Annotated in this window: 19 protein-coding genes; 7 read left to right on the top strand and 12 right to left on the bottom strand. The window is 62.3% G+C overall.

Going from position 1 to position 14945, the window contains the following annotated elements; translation table 11 throughout:
- Nucleotides 1–15: 15 nt before the first annotated feature.
- The 4 genes from E8L22_RS21465 to E8L22_RS03410 form a co-directional block, all read right to left on the bottom strand.
- On the bottom strand, nt 16–186 hold the full coding sequence (locus E8L22_RS21465; RefSeq protein ID WP_198420112.1) for a hypothetical protein: 171 nt from the start codon (nt 184–186) through the stop codon (nt 16–18).
- Nucleotides 183–1046: an NAD(P)-dependent oxidoreductase gene (locus E8L22_RS03420; RefSeq protein WP_136523847.1), complete on the bottom strand. Its 864-nt coding sequence runs from the start codon at nt 1044–1046 to the stop codon at nt 183–185. The genes E8L22_RS21465 and E8L22_RS03420 overlap by 4 nt, the downstream gene beginning before the upstream one ends.
- 149 nt (nt 1047–1195) lie before the next feature.
- Nucleotides 1196–2914: an aminodeoxychorismate synthase component I gene (gene pabB / locus E8L22_RS03415; RefSeq protein WP_136523846.1), complete on the bottom strand. Its 1719-nt coding sequence runs from the start codon at nt 2912–2914 to the stop codon at nt 1196–1198.
- Nucleotides 2914–3771, bottom strand: a complete 858-nt coding sequence (locus tag E8L22_RS03410; protein ID WP_136523845.1) for a TIGR02757 family protein — start codon at nt 3769–3771, stop codon at nt 2914–2916. Before E8L22_RS03410 ends, pabB begins: the two co-directional genes overlap by 1 nt.
- A gap of 115 nt (nt 3772–3886) precedes the next feature.
- Here E8L22_RS03410 and E8L22_RS03405 point away from each other — a divergent pair, with 115 nt between their 5' ends.
- Entirely contained in the window at nt 3887–4258 is a 372-nt protein-coding gene (locus tag E8L22_RS03405) for a pyridoxamine 5'-phosphate oxidase family protein (protein WP_136515601.1), read from the top strand.
- On the opposite strand, the gene dtd is transcribed toward E8L22_RS03405, so the two are convergent.
- The 5 genes from dtd to dapF form a co-directional block, all read right to left on the bottom strand.
- Nucleotides 4259–4708, bottom strand: a complete 450-nt coding sequence (gene dtd / locus E8L22_RS03400; RefSeq protein WP_136523844.1) for a D-aminoacyl-tRNA deacylase — start codon at nt 4706–4708, stop codon at nt 4259–4261.
- On the bottom strand, nt 4708–5223 hold the full coding sequence (locus tag E8L22_RS03395; RefSeq protein ID WP_136523843.1) for an O-acetyl-ADP-ribose deacetylase: 516 nt from the start codon (nt 5221–5223) through the stop codon (nt 4708–4710). The genes dtd and E8L22_RS03395 overlap by 1 nt, the downstream gene beginning before the upstream one ends.
- Nucleotides 5224–5246: 23 nt before the next feature.
- Nucleotides 5247–6098 carry a deoxyribonuclease IV gene (locus E8L22_RS03390; protein WP_136523842.1) on the bottom strand — a complete coding sequence of 284 codons (852 nt, stop codon included), beginning with the start codon at nt 6096–6098 and terminating at the stop codon, nt 5247–5249.
- Nucleotides 6098–6532 carry an HIT family protein gene (locus tag E8L22_RS03385; RefSeq protein WP_136523841.1) on the bottom strand — a complete coding sequence of 145 codons (435 nt, stop codon included), beginning with the start codon at nt 6530–6532 and terminating at the stop codon, nt 6098–6100. Before E8L22_RS03385 ends, E8L22_RS03390 begins: the two co-directional genes overlap by 1 nt.
- Nucleotides 6533–6665: 133 nt before the next feature.
- On the bottom strand, nt 6666–7508 hold the full coding sequence (gene dapF / locus E8L22_RS03380; protein WP_136523840.1) for a diaminopimelate epimerase: 843 nt from the start codon (nt 7506–7508) through the stop codon (nt 6666–6668).
- A gap of 134 nt (nt 7509–7642) precedes the next feature.
- Here dapF and E8L22_RS03375 point away from each other — a divergent pair, with 134 nt between their 5' ends.
- The 3 genes from E8L22_RS03375 (at nt 7643) to larE (ending at nt 9322) form a co-directional block, all read left to right on the top strand.
- Entirely contained in the window at nt 7643–7852 is a 210-nt protein-coding gene (locus E8L22_RS03375) for a hypothetical protein (protein ID WP_136523839.1), read from the top strand.
- Between the two features lie 110 nt (nt 7853–7962).
- Entirely contained in the window at nt 7963–8421 is a 459-nt protein-coding gene (locus tag E8L22_RS03370) for an RrF2 family transcriptional regulator (RefSeq protein WP_129128128.1), read from the top strand.
- A gap of 94 nt (nt 8422–8515) precedes the next feature.
- Complete coding sequence (larE, locus tag E8L22_RS03365; RefSeq protein WP_136523838.1) at nt 8516–9322, top strand: ATP-dependent sacrificial sulfur transferase LarE; 807 nt, start codon at nt 8516–8518, stop codon at nt 9320–9322.
- 1 nt (nt 9323) lies between these two features.
- Here larE and E8L22_RS03360 read toward each other — a convergent pair whose 3' ends face one another.
- Both E8L22_RS03360 and E8L22_RS21460 read right to left on the bottom strand, forming a co-directional pair.
- On the bottom strand, nt 9324–9746 hold the full coding sequence (locus E8L22_RS03360; RefSeq protein WP_136523837.1) for an Hsp20/alpha crystallin family protein: 423 nt from the start codon (nt 9744–9746) through the stop codon (nt 9324–9326).
- Nucleotides 9747–9856: 110 nt separating this feature from the next.
- Nucleotides 9857–10030, bottom strand: coding sequence for a hypothetical protein (locus E8L22_RS21460; RefSeq protein ID WP_198419372.1), 174 nt, complete (start codon nt 10028–10030; stop codon nt 9857–9859).
- A gap of 184 nt (nt 10031–10214) precedes the next feature.
- Between E8L22_RS21460 and E8L22_RS03355 the strand changes: the two genes are divergently transcribed.
- From E8L22_RS03355 to E8L22_RS03345, 3 genes are read left to right on the top strand one after another with little or no spacing between them, the layout of a single operon-like run.
- On the top strand, nt 10215–10388 hold the full coding sequence (locus E8L22_RS03355; RefSeq protein WP_129128131.1) for a DUF4177 domain-containing protein: 174 nt from the start codon (nt 10215–10217) through the stop codon (nt 10386–10388).
- Entirely contained in the window at nt 10389–13067 is a 2679-nt protein-coding gene (gene polA, locus E8L22_RS03350; RefSeq protein ID WP_136523836.1) for a DNA polymerase I, read from the top strand.
- A 55-nt stretch (nt 13068–13122) separates the two neighbouring features.
- The gene (locus E8L22_RS03345; RefSeq protein ID WP_136523835.1) at nt 13123–14109 is read left to right on the top strand and encodes a PilZ-like domain-containing protein; all 987 of its coding nucleotides are present in this window, start codon (nt 13123–13125) and stop codon (nt 14107–14109) included.
- Here E8L22_RS03345 and E8L22_RS03340 read toward each other — a convergent pair.
- Nucleotides 14093–14944, bottom strand: coding sequence for an HDOD domain-containing protein (locus E8L22_RS03340; RefSeq protein ID WP_136523834.1), 852 nt, complete (start codon nt 14942–14944; stop codon nt 14093–14095). The genes E8L22_RS03345 and E8L22_RS03340 overlap by 17 nt on opposite strands.
- Nucleotide 14945: the final 1 nt, after the last annotated feature.

Here is a 14945-nt window from a genome sequence, read left to right as displayed (position 1 = left end):
GGTTCACGAGCGCGGTTACAGGTCGTGACGGTATTTCACCAGGATGTAGAAGCATGCCGCGCCCGCAAGCGCCATACCGAAGTCCCTGAGCCAAGGTACCGGCTTGTCCAAGCCGGACTGGATCAAGGGGTCGAGAAACGCACTGGTAAGGAGCGTCACCGCTGCAGTCGAGAGAAACTTCTTCACGACTTGATGGCCTTGTAGACGGCGCAGAAGTCCTCATCCGCAAAACCCGCTGCCTTGGCCCGTTTGAAGTTCTCATTGGCTGCTGCCGCGGTGAAGAGCGGCTGCCCGAGCGCGTCGCCCAAGGCGACGGCAAGCCGCATGTCCTTTTGCATGTGTTTGAGTGGGAAAGCCGGGGCGAAGTTGCCGCCGGTCATCTGTCCACCCTTCAGCTTGAACATCGGGTTCGCCATGGCACCCGAATCGAGCACGTCGAGGAGGTCGGCGCTGTCGAGCCCCGCCTTCTCGGCGAGCGCCATCCCCTCGCAGAATATGGTCATCATCCCCCCCATGACCATGTTGACGATGAGCTTCATCTCCGCGCCGCGTCCCACTTCGCCGAGAAAGAGGCTTTTTTTGCCCATCGTCTCAAAGAGCGGAACGGTCTCATCGAAAAGGCCGCGGTCGCCGGCGGACAGGATGATCAGCGTACCGTCCTCTGCCTGTTTCTTGCTCCCGGAAACGGGCGCCTCCAGAAACCTGCCTCCTCTGGCGGTCACCGCCGCGGCGATCTCCTTCGTGGTGCCGGCGTCAACGGTTGACATGTCGACGTAGCTGCGCCCGGCGCCGACCCCTTCCAGCACCCCCTGCGGTCCGAAGCAGACCTCGCGCACCGCAGCCGGGTCGGCCAGCATGGCGATGGTGATGGCGCAGGAGGACGCGACCTCGGCCGGTGTTGCCGCGACCTCGGCGCCCAGCGCGGCTAGTTCTTCGCACTTGGCCGGAGAACGGTTCCAGATCTTCACCTTGAAGCCCGCCTTGATGAGGTTTTTGGCCATGGCGCTTCCCATGATGCCTAGCCCCAGAAAACCGTACGTTTCCATAGTGTTGCCTCCTTGTGTTGATGGATACCAAGTTCCGTGAAAACTGCTGCAGTTGCCCCCTTCCCTTGCGGGAGGGGGAGATTGGAGGGCAAGATCCCCTTTCCCGGGCAGACGCGCTACGGGCGCAGGCCGTCAAGGGAGGGCGAGGATCAATCGAGAACCAGCGTCGCCTTGCGCCACTTGCGCACCGAGTTTACCAAATAAAGCGCCTCGGCCCGCTCGAGGTCCTCCCGCTTCAGGACCTTCTCCACGATCTCACCGCGCGCGAGCAACTCCTCGCGCAGGGTCCCCGGGAGAAGCCCGCACGACAGCGAAGGGGTGTAGTGGTGGCCGTCGATCCGCGCGACAACGTTGCTGTAGGTCCCTTCGGTGATCTCGTCCCGTTCGTTGAGAAAGATCACCTCTTGCACCCCGATTCGCCTGGAAAGCTCCTGCTGGTACAGCTCCCGGCGGCTAGTCTTGTGGTAGAGAAAGGGATCGCTCGAGTCGACGCGCTGTTGGGCGAAGGCGGCCTTCATTTCATTGGTTGGCTCAGGGATTTCCGTCGCATCGCAGCTCGTGGTGCCGTCGGGAAAGAGTAGAAAACGCACCTTGTAGCGTCGCGCGCAGTCCAGGGCGGTGGCCGCCTCTGCCAAGGTCCGCTGCGCAGCGGCCGCGTCGAACGGGAAGGAGAAGTAGCCTGCGGAACGGGTGAGGCGCTCCATATGCCGCTCCAGCAGGAAATAGCTTCCTTCCTCGTGCAGAACTGACTCGATCAGGTGGAACTCGGGCCTCTTCTCCCGGGCGAAACGCCCCTTCTCCAGGCATTCGCGGTACTCCGCCTCGGGGGTGGCATCCCAGGTGATTCCGCTGCCGATGCCGATCTCGCCGCACCCAGCCTCGCTGTCGATGACGGCGGTCCTGATGGCGACACTGAACTTTGCCTCCCCGCCGGGGGAGAAGTAACCGAGACTACCGGTGTATAGCCCGCGCGGGTCACCCTCCAGCCGGTCGATGATCTCCATGCTCCTGCGTTTGGGCGCTCCGGTCACCGAGCCGCAGGGGAAGAGAGTCTCGAACAGTTGCCGCGGCGTCACCCCTTCGTTGAGGCGCGACTCGATCGTGGAGGTCATCTGGTGCACCGTCGGGTGGCTCTCCACGTCGAAGAGCGAGGTCACCCGGACCGATCCGGTCCGCGACACCATCCCCATGTCATTGCGTAAAAGGTCGACGATCATCAGGTTTTCCGCCGCTTCCTTCGGGGTCTGGCGCAACTGTTCTCTCCGTGCGACGTCCTCTTCCCACCAGCGCCCGCGCGGCGCAGTACCCTTCATCGGACGGGTGACGAGCCTTTCGCCCGTGAGGGAGAAGAAAAGTTCGGGGGAGGCGGAGAGGATGCGCCATCGGTCGCACTCTAGGTAGCAGTTGTAGGGTGTGGGCTGGCTGCGGCAGAGTTCGCTGAAGAAGGAGCGTGGGCAACCGTCGAAGGCGAAGCGCTGGCGCAGGGTGAAGTTGACCTGGTAGGTCTCACCCGCTGCGATCAGCTCCCGGATCGTTTCAACCGCGCTTCGGTACTGCTCCTCTCCGAGTGAGGGATGCCAGTCGGTGCAGCAAAAAGGGGTGTCGTGCCGTGGGAACGGTTCGGCGCGGCGCTCCTCGTAGAGCCCGAACCACAAAAGCGGCATGGCGTGGGGGGAGCCGGCGGGGAGCGCTTCGTTGAGGCCCGAGGCCGCCTCGTAGCAGACAAAGCCGGCGGCGTGGAGACCCGCCGCCACCTGGCGCTCCAGCGCCTCGAAGGCCGGTCCCACTTCGGCCGGTGTGGCAGCGCGGATCTCGCCCACTTGGCGCGCGAAGGCGAAGCCGTGCAGGTAGGCCGGAAACTGCGGCATCACTCCGTTCCCGCGGAGCAGAAATCCACGATGGGACAGGCGGCGCACTTGAGACGATCCTTGCCGTCGCACCCCTCGGAAATCCCAAGGTGGCAGATGGAGAAGTCGTACTTCACCGGGTCCTGCGGGTCGAGCTCGCGCAGGGCGCGCGTGATCTCGCAGGCCATGCGCCAGTCCCCTTGCTTCCTGTCGGTGAAGCCCAGGAAGCGGCAGATGCGCTGGATGTGGGCGTCCACCGGGATGACGAGCTGCGTAGGTGAGATCCCCTTCCAGATGCCGAGGTCGATGCCGTCCGCCGGGCGCACCATCCATCTGAGGTACATGCAGAGGCGTTTGCAGGCGCTCCCCGAGGCGGGGGAGGGGAAGAAAAAGGGGAAGTAGGCGTCTTTCGGGACGCCGCCGGGGCCGAAGACCGGAGCGAGGTCGAGCGCTTTTACGGCCTCGCTGAAGCCGGAAAGGGTTCCGGTGATGTCTTCGCTTGCCGGGTCGTGGAAGCGCAGGAGCCACTTCTCCACGGAACCCGCCTCCTCGATCATGATGCGGCAGGCAAGGAGCAGGGCGCTTAGGTCGCGACCGTCGTTGAAGCGGTGCTTGAAGCCGGAGAAAAGGCGCAGCCCCTCGGCCGGATCGAAGCGTTCCACGAAGCGGCGCGGCGAGGGGCCCATGGCGTCGAAGATCACCGCGAGGTTCTTCTTGATGATCTTCACGTTTCCGTAGGCGAACGAGGAGGCGATCAGTCCGGCGACCTCCTGGTCCTGCGGCTCATGAAAGCGGTGGCAGAAGGATAATGGATCGTTGGCTAGGTGCTCCTGCGATCGGTTTTGGTACAGCGCTTCCAGTATGGTCTTCAGCTCCACTTGGTCTTCCTCATTGGCGGTGCGGCGGCTCTCATGTGGGCGATGGACAAACCCTTCGGGCCTGTTAGATTATCATAGTGATTCATCAGCTTAAAGGGAAAAGGGGGCGGAACTCATGAAACTTGCGGAACTGTTTCCGGAGGGTGGGCGCGGCATTATCGGAACTGCCGACGCGAACGGCCTGGTCAATCTAGCCGTCTTTGCCCTGCCGCACGTGGTGGACGAGGAGACCCTGGCCTGGGGGTTCAGCGAGGGGCGCAGCATCGAGAACCTGAGGCAGAACCCGCACGCGAGCTACCTCTATCTCGCGCCTTCCAGGGGTTACAGCGGCTGGAGGCTTACGCTGACCATGACCGAGGAAAAGGGGGAAGGGGAACTGCTGAACGAGATAAAGGAACGGACCGCGCTGGTGGCGAGCCCGCAGGCAAGCGCGCAGGTGAGCCGGGTGGCGTACTTCAAGGTGGATGAGGTGCGTCCGTTGATGTGATTACCGGGTGCGCGGGGTCTCCAGGATAAAGGTGACGGGGCCGTCGTTCACAAGCGACACCTCCATATCCGCCTGGAAGATCCCGCTTTGAACCGGGACGCCGAGCTCCCAGACTTTTCCCATGAAATAGCTGTAGAGGCGGTTTGCCTCGGCCGGGTCGGCCGCGGTGTCGAACGAGGGACGCCTCCCCTTGGAGCAGTTTCCGGCCAGGGTGAACTGCGAGACCGCCAGCATCTCCCCCTTCACGTCTGCCAGGGCTAGGTTCATCTTCCCCTGTTCGTCGGTGAAGATCCTGAGGTTCACGATCTTCTCGGCCAGCCAGTCCGCCTGTTTGCAGCCGTCGCCGATCTCGACGCCGAGGAGCACCAGGATGCCGTGGCCGATCTCGCCCACCACCTTGCCGTCCACCCGCACGCTCGCCGTTTTCACCCTCTGGATCACAGCCTTCACTAAAAAACCTCCTCCATCGTTTCCCGGTAGATCTCGGCCGCCTCCGGTGAGAAGGCGACGAAGACGATACGTGCGAGCTCGGGAGAGCTTTCGAGCGCCGACTTCGCCTCCTCCAGCGCGATGCGGCAGGCCGGACGCATGGGATAGCCGTAGACCCCGGTGCTGATGGCGGGGAAGGCTATCGTTGTCAGCCCGTTTTCGCGGGCGAGACGGTAGCAGTTGCGGTAGCAGGAGCGCAGAAAGGCGGGCTCACCGTGGTTGCCCCCCTGCCAGACCGGCCCAACAGTGTGGATCACGTGGCGCGCCGGGAGGCGGTACCCAGCCGTGATGCGTGCCTCGCCGGTCGGGCACCCGCCGATGGTGCGGCACTCGGCCAAAAGTTCCGGTCCGGCGGCCCGGTGGATGGCGCCGTCGACGCCCCCGCCGCCCAGAAGCGAGCTGTTTGCCGCGTTCACGATGGCGTCCACCGCGAGTTTCGTGATGTCACCCTGGAAGATCTCCACCTTCTCGCACATGCTAACCCCCTTTGCAGGGCCGATCAGCTTTCGACCAGGCTCCGCAGCAGTTTCAGGTTCACCGCATCCATCTCGTCGTCGTCCCCCTTGGGTGTCTCGATCACCTTCGGGACCAGGGCGAAGTGCGGGTCGTTCATGATGAGGCGAAACGCCTCGAGCCCCAGGGCTCCGGCGCCGATGTGCTCGTGGCGGTCCACCTTGCACCCGAGCCCCTTCCTCGAGTCGTTCAGGTGGAACGCCATGAGCCGCTCGATCCCCAAAAGGGCGTCGAATTCGTCGAAAGTCTTGCGGTAGCCGTCTCGCTCGGCGATGGGGTAGCCCGAGGCAAAGGCGTGGCAGGTGTCGAAGCAGACGCCGAAGCGGGTTGGGTGCGAGGAGCCTTCGATGATGGCCTTCAGGTGCTGGAACTGATAGCCCAGGTTGCTCCCCTGACCGGCGGTGTTTTCCAGGAGCACCTTGCCGGTGAACTCCGGAACTTCGGCAAAGAGCTTGTCAAACGCCTCGCAGACGCGTCGCAGGCCGGTCTCTTCGCCGTCGCCGTTATGAGAGCCGGGGTGCATGACGATTTTGTCGATGCCGAGCTTCGCGCAGCGCTGCAACTCCTCCCGGAAGGCGAGGAGGCTTTTGTCCTTCACGTCGCCCGGGGCGGCCGCCAGATTGATCAGGTAGATGTCGTGGCTCATCGCACCGGCGATGCCGCTGGCGGCGAGCTTGTCCCTGAATAGCTTGGCGTCGGCGTCCGAGATCGCCTTGCCGCGCCACTGGTTCGCATTCTGGGTGAAGACCTGTATGAAGCCGCATCCCGCAGCCACGCCGCGATCGACGGCGTTATGGATGCCTCCCGAAATGGAGACGTGGGCGCCCAGAAGATCCATTACCGCTCCCCCCTTGCTTCGAGTTTCTCCAGGTGGGTCCGGATCAGCGCCGCCCGCTCCAGGTACTCCTCGCCTTTGAGGATCAGCTCCTGGTGCGGCTCGCTCCAATGCGGGCGGGGCCAGAGGGGATCCCCCGAGCGGCGCGGCACGATGTGCCAGTGCATGTGGGGTGCCATGTTGCCGAGCAGTTCGTAGTTAATCTTGTCCGGGTTGAACGCGTTGTAAAGCGCCTCGGCGACGGCGCACACCTCCGCCATCACCCCGTTTCGGACCGACTCCTCCAGGTGAAAGAGCTCGGTTACGTGCGTCTTCGTGTAGACGAAGCAGTAGCCGGGAAAGAACTGGTCGCGGTTCAGGGAAACCAGCGTGTGTTCCAGTTCGACGACTCGCTGTTCCTCGTCGTCCTCCCATTTTGTGCAGATGGGGCAGTTCATAAGAATCCTCTTTCAATTGACAATCGATGATTGACAATTGACAACGGGAATCGTGTTGCGATCCCCGCTCTGCCATTGTCGTGTCATCGTTAATGTGTGTTGCCGGTAATTGTCAATTGTCCATTGCCAACTGTCAATTGCCTAACTCGATCTCGCCGCTGAACACCTCGACGGCGGGGCCGGTCATGTAGATGTTGCCGTCCTCGCTCCACTCCATCTCGAGGTCGCCCCCCAGCAGGTGGTTCAGGATCTTCTTCTCGGTGAGCCCGTTCAGAACGCAGGCCGCGGTCACGGCGCTGGAGCCGGTGCCGCAGGCGAGTGTTTCGCCGGCGCCGCGCTCCCAGGTCCGCTGGCGGATCTCGGTTCGGGAAAGAACCTGAACGAATTCCACGTTGGTCCGGCGCGGGAAGAGCTCGTGGTTCTCGATGATCGGGCCGTACTTCTCGACGGGGAAGTTGCCGACGTCGTCCACGAAGATGACGCAGTGCGGGTTCCCCATCGAGGCGCAGGTGATGTTGAAGGTGGAATGCAGCACGTTGAGCGGCTGGCTTACCACCTTCTCGTCCGGGTTCCCGAGCATCGGGATCTCCTTCCTGGTCAGGCGCGGCGGCCCCATGTTGACCCGCACCTTCTCAACCTTGTTGCCGCTGTCGGTGAAGAGCTGGAGGGTGAGGATGCCGGCGCCGGTCTCTGCGGTGATCTCTTTTTTCGAAACGATGCCGTGGTCGTAGGCGTACTTGGCGACGCAGCGGATGCCGTTGCCGCACATCTCACTCTCGGAACCGTCGGAATTGAACATGCGCATCCTGACGTCGGCCACCTCGCTCGGCATGATGAGGATGAGGCCATCGGAGCCAATGCCGAAGTTGCGGTTGGAAACCTTGATGGCAGCAGCGGCGGGATCCTGCACCTTTTCTTTAAAGCAGTCGACGTAGACGTAATCGTTGCCGGCGCCCTGCATCTTCGTGAATTTCATAGTGAAAACCCCCAAGGGAAAATGTCCTCTCTAAATAGCAAAAAGCGCCCCCGGCAACAAGCGAAAACGGGTGGTGCTTGACCGCCCCGTATACTTTTCAGTAAGATCATGAGAAAAATCGGGACGGAGGTCTAATGGAAATCAAGAACAAGATTTGGATGAACGGCAGCCTGGAGTGGTACGCCTACATCGACGACGCCGAGGTGTTCCTTGGGAGCAGGGAGGTTCCGACGCCGCTCGAGGAGGGGGACAAGTGGACCAACGTCTACGGAGACGTGTTCCAGATCATTGACGGTTTCATCGTGCTCGTAGAAAGGGTTGAGCCTCCGCAGCGTTACTGGTGATATGCCGCGTATTTGAGGGGGTAAATTCAGACATGCGATTGTTTATATTGTTGACACGAAAAATGTGGTATTGTATCTTCGCCTAACACCAATCAGTGGGAGATACAGCCATGAGACTTTCAACCAAAAGCCGTTACGGCTTGAGGGCTCTTTTCGACATCGCATACAACGCTGGGAGTCAGCCCGCCCAGATCCAGGACATCTCGCGCCGGCAGGACATCTCGCCGCGTTACCTCGAGCAGATCTTCCAGGGGCTCAAGAAGCACGGCATCTTAAAGAGCAAGCGCGGGCCGCAGGGTGGGTACTGCCTCGCCAAGAGCCCGGAAGAGATCACGGTGCGCGCCGTCATCGAGGCGACCGAGGGGGATACCCTGATCGTGGACTGCGCGGGGCGTAGGAAGGGGGAGTGCGGCTTCGACGGAAGCTGTGTGACCCAGACGGTCTGGGAGGAGTCGAACTCCAGGCTGAACGAGTTCTTTGAGTCGGTGACGCTGAAGACCCTGTGCGACAGGGGCGAGGCGATCGGCATCAAGCGGGAGCAGGACCACCGCTTCATGTACTTCATCTGACGTAGGCAACGACAAGTAATGCGACTGCAGCCGCGGCGCACCTGCTGTGACTGCAGTGGGGACGTCCCGTCTGACGGTGCTATCAAGAGGAAAGATGGGCACTCCCCAGGAAAAATACCTAAAGCTGCAGGAGATCCTGCGCGAAATGGGTTCGGTCCTCGTCGCCTTCTCGGGCGGGGTCGACTCCACCTTTCTGCTCAAGGCGGCCTGCGACACGCTCGGAACCGGGCGCGTCCTTGCCGTCACCGCAACTTCCCCCACCTATCCGGAATCGGAGCTTAACGAGGCGAAGCGTCTGGCCGCCGCCATCGGCGCGACGCAGATCCTCGTGGAATCCAACGAACTGGAAATACCGGGATTCAGCCATAACCCGAAGGACCGCTGCTACCACTGCAAGAGTGAGCTCTTCCGCATCTGCAGTGACAAGGCGCGCGAGAAAGGCTTCTCCTGCGTCGCAGACGGCAGCAACACCGACGACCTGGGGGATTACCGCCCGGGGCGGGTCGCCGCCTGCGAGCTCAAGGTGCGCTCACCGCTGCTCGAGGCGGAGCTCTCCAAATCCGACATCCGGGAACTCTCCCGGGGGCTCGGCCTTCCCACCTGGGACAAGCAGGCCTACGCCTGCCTGGCGAGCCGTTTCCCGTACGGGACCGAGATTACCGGCGAGCGGCTGAACCAGGTTGAGCGCTGCGAGGAGTTTCTGAAGGAGGAGGGCTTCCGCGTGTACCGGGTGCGCTTCCACCTGGAGAGCGCGCGCATCGAGCTCTCCGAGGACGAATTGCCGCGTATGCTCGAGCAGGCGTTGCGCCGGCGCACGGTGGACTTCTTCCGGCAAGCCGGGTTCACATACGTCTCACTCGACCTGCAGGGGTACCGCACCGGCAGCATGAACGAGGGGTGAGCTAGGCGAGCTCTACGGTGATGGTTTTGGGGATGGTGATGGTGAGAACGCCGCTGTCGCAGCTCGCACTCAGATGCGCGAGGTCGAAGTCGGCGGGAATGGCGAAGCTTCTCTGGAAGGGGCCGAAGTAGCGCTCGATGCGGTGGAAGTTCTCCTTGTGGATCTCCTCACCGTGCTTTCTCTCACCCTTGATGGTCAGGTTCTGCTCTTCGGCCCTGATGTCGATGTCGTCAAGCTCCACATCGGGGAGCTCCACCTTGATGGTGACCGCGGCGTTGCTCTCGTAGACGTCGGCGGGGGGCTGCCAGACGCCCTCCCGGATCTCCTCACCCACCTCGCGCGTCCAGGCCAGGTTCAGCAGCCGGTTCATCTTGTCCTGCATGCTTCTCAGTTCGCTCAGCGGGTTGTACCTGACGATCGCCATCTCTTTCCTCCGGATGATGCGCCGCACGGCGCATTCGCTAAATCTAAATCACAAATTTAAGGGGAGGGAGCCGTTCTCTCAAGCCCCCTCCCCGTAGTTTCCTTCTCCTTTTAAATCCGCTTTCCCTTGGGTACGGTGTGTTTCAGTTTCTTGGAGCCGTCATACAGGTGCTGTTTCACCTGCTCTCTTTGTGCCTTCAAGTCCTTTTTCTCGTAGTCGACTGCCAGGTTAACTTCCATCTGTTGCGCCAATTGGTCGATGGTCTCTTCGTCGTTTCTTGCCATGCTGGCTCCCCTTTTGCCTGGTTGGTTGACATCGAAAACCTAACTGCCTGAACTTGTTGCACCCCCTTTTAGTTTTTTGAGAATCATAACAGTTTGACCCTTTTTTGCAACAGAACATTTCGCCTTGAAGCACAGGGGTTTATCGGATAATATGGCCCGGAAATGCCAATCATGAGGAGTATTTATGCTGCAGTACAAGGTCGTCGAGATAAGCCACGTTTCGGAGGACACCATCGAGGAGGCGCTCAACGAATGGACCCGCAAGGGGTGGAAATTCGACGCCATGCAGTTCGCCATGCGGGACGCGAGCAAGCGCCCCTCCATGGCCTTCGTCGTCTTCACCAAAGAGGAGAACTAGGTGGCCGCTGAAAGAGAGACCCTGTACCTTCTGGACGGTTCATCCTATATCTACCGCGCCTACTTCGCCATACGCCACCTGAGCTCGCCCAACGGTTTCCCCACCAACGCGCTTTACGGCTTCACGCAGATGCTTCTGAAGGTGATGAAGGACCGGGCCCCGGCCCACGTGGCGGTTATTTTCGACGCCGGCAAGCACACCTTCAGAAACGAGCTCTTCCCTGCCTACAAGGCGACCCGAAGCGCCATGCCCGAGGACCTGGCCCAGCAGATCGCGCCGATCAAGCAGATGGTGCGCGCCTTCAACATCCCGGCCCTGGAGCTTCCGGGATGGGAGGCCGACGACATCATCGGGACCATCGCGAAAAAGGCGGAGAGCGCCGGGCTCGACTGCGTGGTGGTCACCGGCGACAAGGACCTGATGCAGATCGTCACCGAGCACGTGACCCTTCTGGACACCATGAAGGAGAAGAGCTTCGGCATCCCCGACGTCATAGAGAAGTTCGGTGTGGAGCCGGCGCGGGTGGTGGACGTGCTTGCGCTTTGGGGGGATACCTCGGACAACATCCCCGGTGTCCCGGGTGTGGGCGAGGTGACCGCGAAGAAGCTCCTGCAGGAATACCGTACGCTGGACGAGCTCTTAGAGCGCGCGGGTGAGGTGAAGGGGAAGACCGGCGAACGGCTCGTCGAGTTCGCGGACCAGGCACGTCTTTGCCGGACCCTGGCGACCATCGACTGCGATGTCCCCATCGAGTACGACATCGACGACTTCGCGGTGACCCCGCCAGACAACCGGCGCCTTGCCGCGCTCTTCAGGGAGTACGGCTTCGCCACCCTTTTGAAGGATCTGACCAGTTCGCCTACGCTCTCCTGCGAGCGCTATTCCGTCGTCCTCACCGAGGCCGAGCTGCGCGCGCTGGTGGAGAAGCTCGAAAAGGCCCCCGCCTTCGCCATCGATCTCGAGACCACGAGCCTCAACCCTTACGAGGCGCGCATCGTCGGTTACGCGGTGAGCTGCCACGGGCACGAGGCGTACTACATCCCGGTCGGGCACCGCTACTTGGGCGCGCCCGAACAGCTCTCCGAGGAGCTGGTGCTGCAGCTTCTGGGGCCGCTTTTAGCCGACCCGAACCGCAAGAAGATCGGCCAGAACCTGAAGTACGACTACCAGGTGCTGAAGCTCTCCGGCACCGAGCTTTCCGGCATCTGGTGCGACACCATGCTCGCCGCCTACTTGGTGAACCCGTCGCGCAACAGCCAGGGGCTGGACGCACTGGCCCTCGAGTACCTGGACCACCGCATGATCTCTTACTCCGAGGTGGTGGGAAGCGGCAAGTGCGAGCTGAACTTCTCGGAGGTCGACCTGGACCGGGCCGGCCCCTACTCCTGCGAGGACGCCGACGCGACCTTCCTTTTGCACGAGATCCTGCTTCCCAAGGTGCGCGAGCAGGGTATGGAGAAGCTCCTCTTCGAGGTCGAGATGCCGCTTATGGTTATCCTGGCCGACATGGAGCTGCAAGGGGTGAAGCTCGACGTGGAGCTTTTGAAGGAGCTCTCTGCGGGCTTCGGCCAGCAGCTGATCGAGCTTGAGGCGAAGATCCACGCGCACTGCGGCGGCCCCTTCAACATCAACTCCCCGAAACAGCTAGGCGAGATGCTCTTCGGGCGGATGGGGCTCGCCTCGGGGAAGAAGACCAAGGGTAAGACTGCCTGGTCCACCAACGTGGAGGAGCTGGAGCGGCTTGCCGAGGAGCACGAGGTGGCGCGGCTTCTGCTGCAGTACCGCAGCATCTCGAAGCTCAAGTCGACCTACACCGACGCGCTCCCGAGGCTCATCGATCCGAGGACAGGGCGGGTGCACACCTCCTACAACCAGGCGGTTACCAACACAGGCAGGCTCTCCTCATCTGACCCGAACCTGCAGAACATACCGGTGCGCGGCGAGGAGGGACGCGGCATCCGGCGCGCCTTCATTGCCGAGCCGGGGAGCCTGATTCTTTCCGCGGACTACTCCCAGATCGAGCTCAGGGTGCTTGCGCACCTCTCCGGCGACCGGGTGCTCTGCGACGCCTTCGCGGCCGGCGAGGACATCCACAGCCGCACCGCGGCCGAGGTGTTCGGCATGTTCCCGGAACTGGTGACCTCCGAGATGAGGCGCCAGGCCAAGGTGATCAACTTCGGCGTCATCTACGGCCAGGGGGCCTTCTCCCTCGCCAAGGAGCTGGGGGTGCCCCCCAAGCAGGCGAAGGCATTCATCGACAGTTACTTCGAGCGGCACGCGGGGGCGCGGAGCTTTCTCGATAGCTGCATCGCCGAGGCCGAGACCTGCGGCTTCGTCACGACGATCCTGGGCCGGAGGCTGCAGATCCCGGAGATCGCCAGCAAAAACGGCAACGTGCGCGCCTTCGCCCAGCGCAACGCCACCAACTACCCGATCCAGGGTTCTGCGGCGGACATCATCAAGGCCGCCATGATCCGGGTATCGCGCCGCATGCAGGAAGAGCAGGTGCAAAGCCGCCTGATCATGCAGGTGCACGACGAACTGGTCTTCGAGGTGCCCGAGAGCGAGCGGGAACTGATGGAGGAACTGGTGCGCACGGAGATGGAGGGGGCGCTGCCGCTTGCCGTGCCGCTCAAGGTCGACCTGAACTTCGGCCGGAACTGGAGCGAAGCCCACTAAGCTTTTGGCGCGCGGCGCCGAAGAGCTTTCTATTGCATATGACAGTGGAGGTAGTATGGCCCAGGAGCTGGAACAGTACGCAAGGTACTTCCACGAGGGGGAGCGGATCCGGGTGGGGATCCCCATGGAAGGGGGCGGCTGGTTCCCCGAGTGGGGCGTGGTCGCCACGCTGGACGACGATCTTCTCCTGGTCGACCTGTCGCGCGACCAGCTTCCTGAGGAGGCGCAGCTAAGGACCGGGGAGACCCTGAACGTCGGCATCCCCGAGAACGACGGGGGGGTGACCTGCCGCGCCGTTCTCGTGAGCGACGAGACGGCGGAGCACCGCCTGGTGCTGCGCCTGGTGGATGACGTCTACTCGTTCGAGCCGCGCGAGTACTACCGTCAGGACGTCTACCTGCCGCTCGACTTCCGGCTCCCCTTGAGCCAGATCGAGGCGGACGTGAAGCAGCGCTGGTTGAAGCGCCGCCTGGAGATGGAGTTCGCGGCGCAGACCCCGGAGCCGGGCGAGCCCGAGGAACTCGAGGACAGCAGGGAGGAGATCAGGGCACGGCTGGAAAAGCGCAAGGACGCCCCTCCCGTGGTCGCCAACATGTCCGGCGGGGGGCTGCGCATCAATATCAACCGGAAGATGATTGTGGGGCAGTTCATCGAGCTGAGCCTCTACCTTCCAGGCGCGCCGAGGCTCGTCGAGATCGTGGGTGAGGTGGTGGAGGTGCGCGAGCTGCCGGATACGACCCGTTTCAGCACCGCGGTTAAGTACCGCTTCATCGACGAGGCGGACCGGGACCGGCTCATCGGCTACATACAGGGGCAGCAGCTCAGGCAGCTCGCCCAGAATCCCCGGGTGCTTCCCGAACCGGAACCGGAGGTTTCGCCGTGGGTGCGGCGCCTGCAGGTGGCGTTTGTCCTGATCCTGCTCATCGCCTTCATCGGCTGTCAGGTGCGCGCCATCCTGGTGGCGAAGGAGCGAGGCGAGAAGTGGGAGGTGCAGCGCATCTTCGACGAGGGGTTCATCGACTTCCTCAAGCGGCAGAGGTGACCATCTCCATGGCGTCCTCTATCATGATTTCCAGCTCGGCGAGCATGATCTCCTTGATCCCCAGCCCCTGAGCCTCCGAGGTCGCGGCGAGCATCAGGTTCGGCTCCGGCGTCCCCCCCAGTCCCAGTTTCCTGCAGGCGTGGTCCACCAGGCGCACGAGGCTCAAAAGCACGTTACCCGTCTCCTCGAGATCCTTGTGGTGGTCCCGCACGATGTTGCAGTAAACCTCGGGGAGGTTCCACTTCTGCATCAGCTGGTAACCTGATTCGGTGTGCATGGCGGCGATGATCTCGTTGGTCAGTTCGCGCGATACCCCCCTTTGCTCGCCGTCGGTCAACACGATTCCCTCAAGAACCTTCAGTATCAGCAGGCTCCCGATGTCGTGGAGCAGCCCCGCGATGAACCCTTCCTGGGCGAGGTTCCGATAGCCGTTTTTCTCACACAGCCAGCGCGTGCCGATGGCACAGCCGATGGCGTGTTTCCAGAGCACCTGGGCATGTGACTTGAGCTCGGGGTGGGTCAGGCTGTTGTAGCTGTGCTGCTGTGAGGCGAGCATGGCGACGCTCGCCACCTCGCGCGTTCCGAGCCGCACCACGGCGTCGGTAATCGTGGTGACCTTGGCGAGCCCGCTGAAGAAGGCGGAGTTCGCGAGCCTCAGTACCTGGCTCGTCAGCGCCTGATCCTTGATGATCAGCGCCACCACCTGATCGATGCTGAAATCCTTGCCGGAGAGGATCCCTTGCAGCTTGACGGCGATAGGGTGGAACACGGGGAGGTTGAGCGTCTCGCTTTCGAGCTGTTCCTTCACTACCTCGACGAAAGGCTTCTCATGCATG

The sequence above is a fragment of the Geomonas ferrireducens genome (assembly GCF_004917065.1).
In the GTDB taxonomy this organism is placed as follows: domain Bacteria; phylum Desulfobacterota; class Desulfuromonadia; order Geobacterales; family Geobacteraceae; genus Geomonas; species Geomonas ferrireducens.
This window is presented reverse-complemented; position numbering and strand designations above follow the sequence as displayed.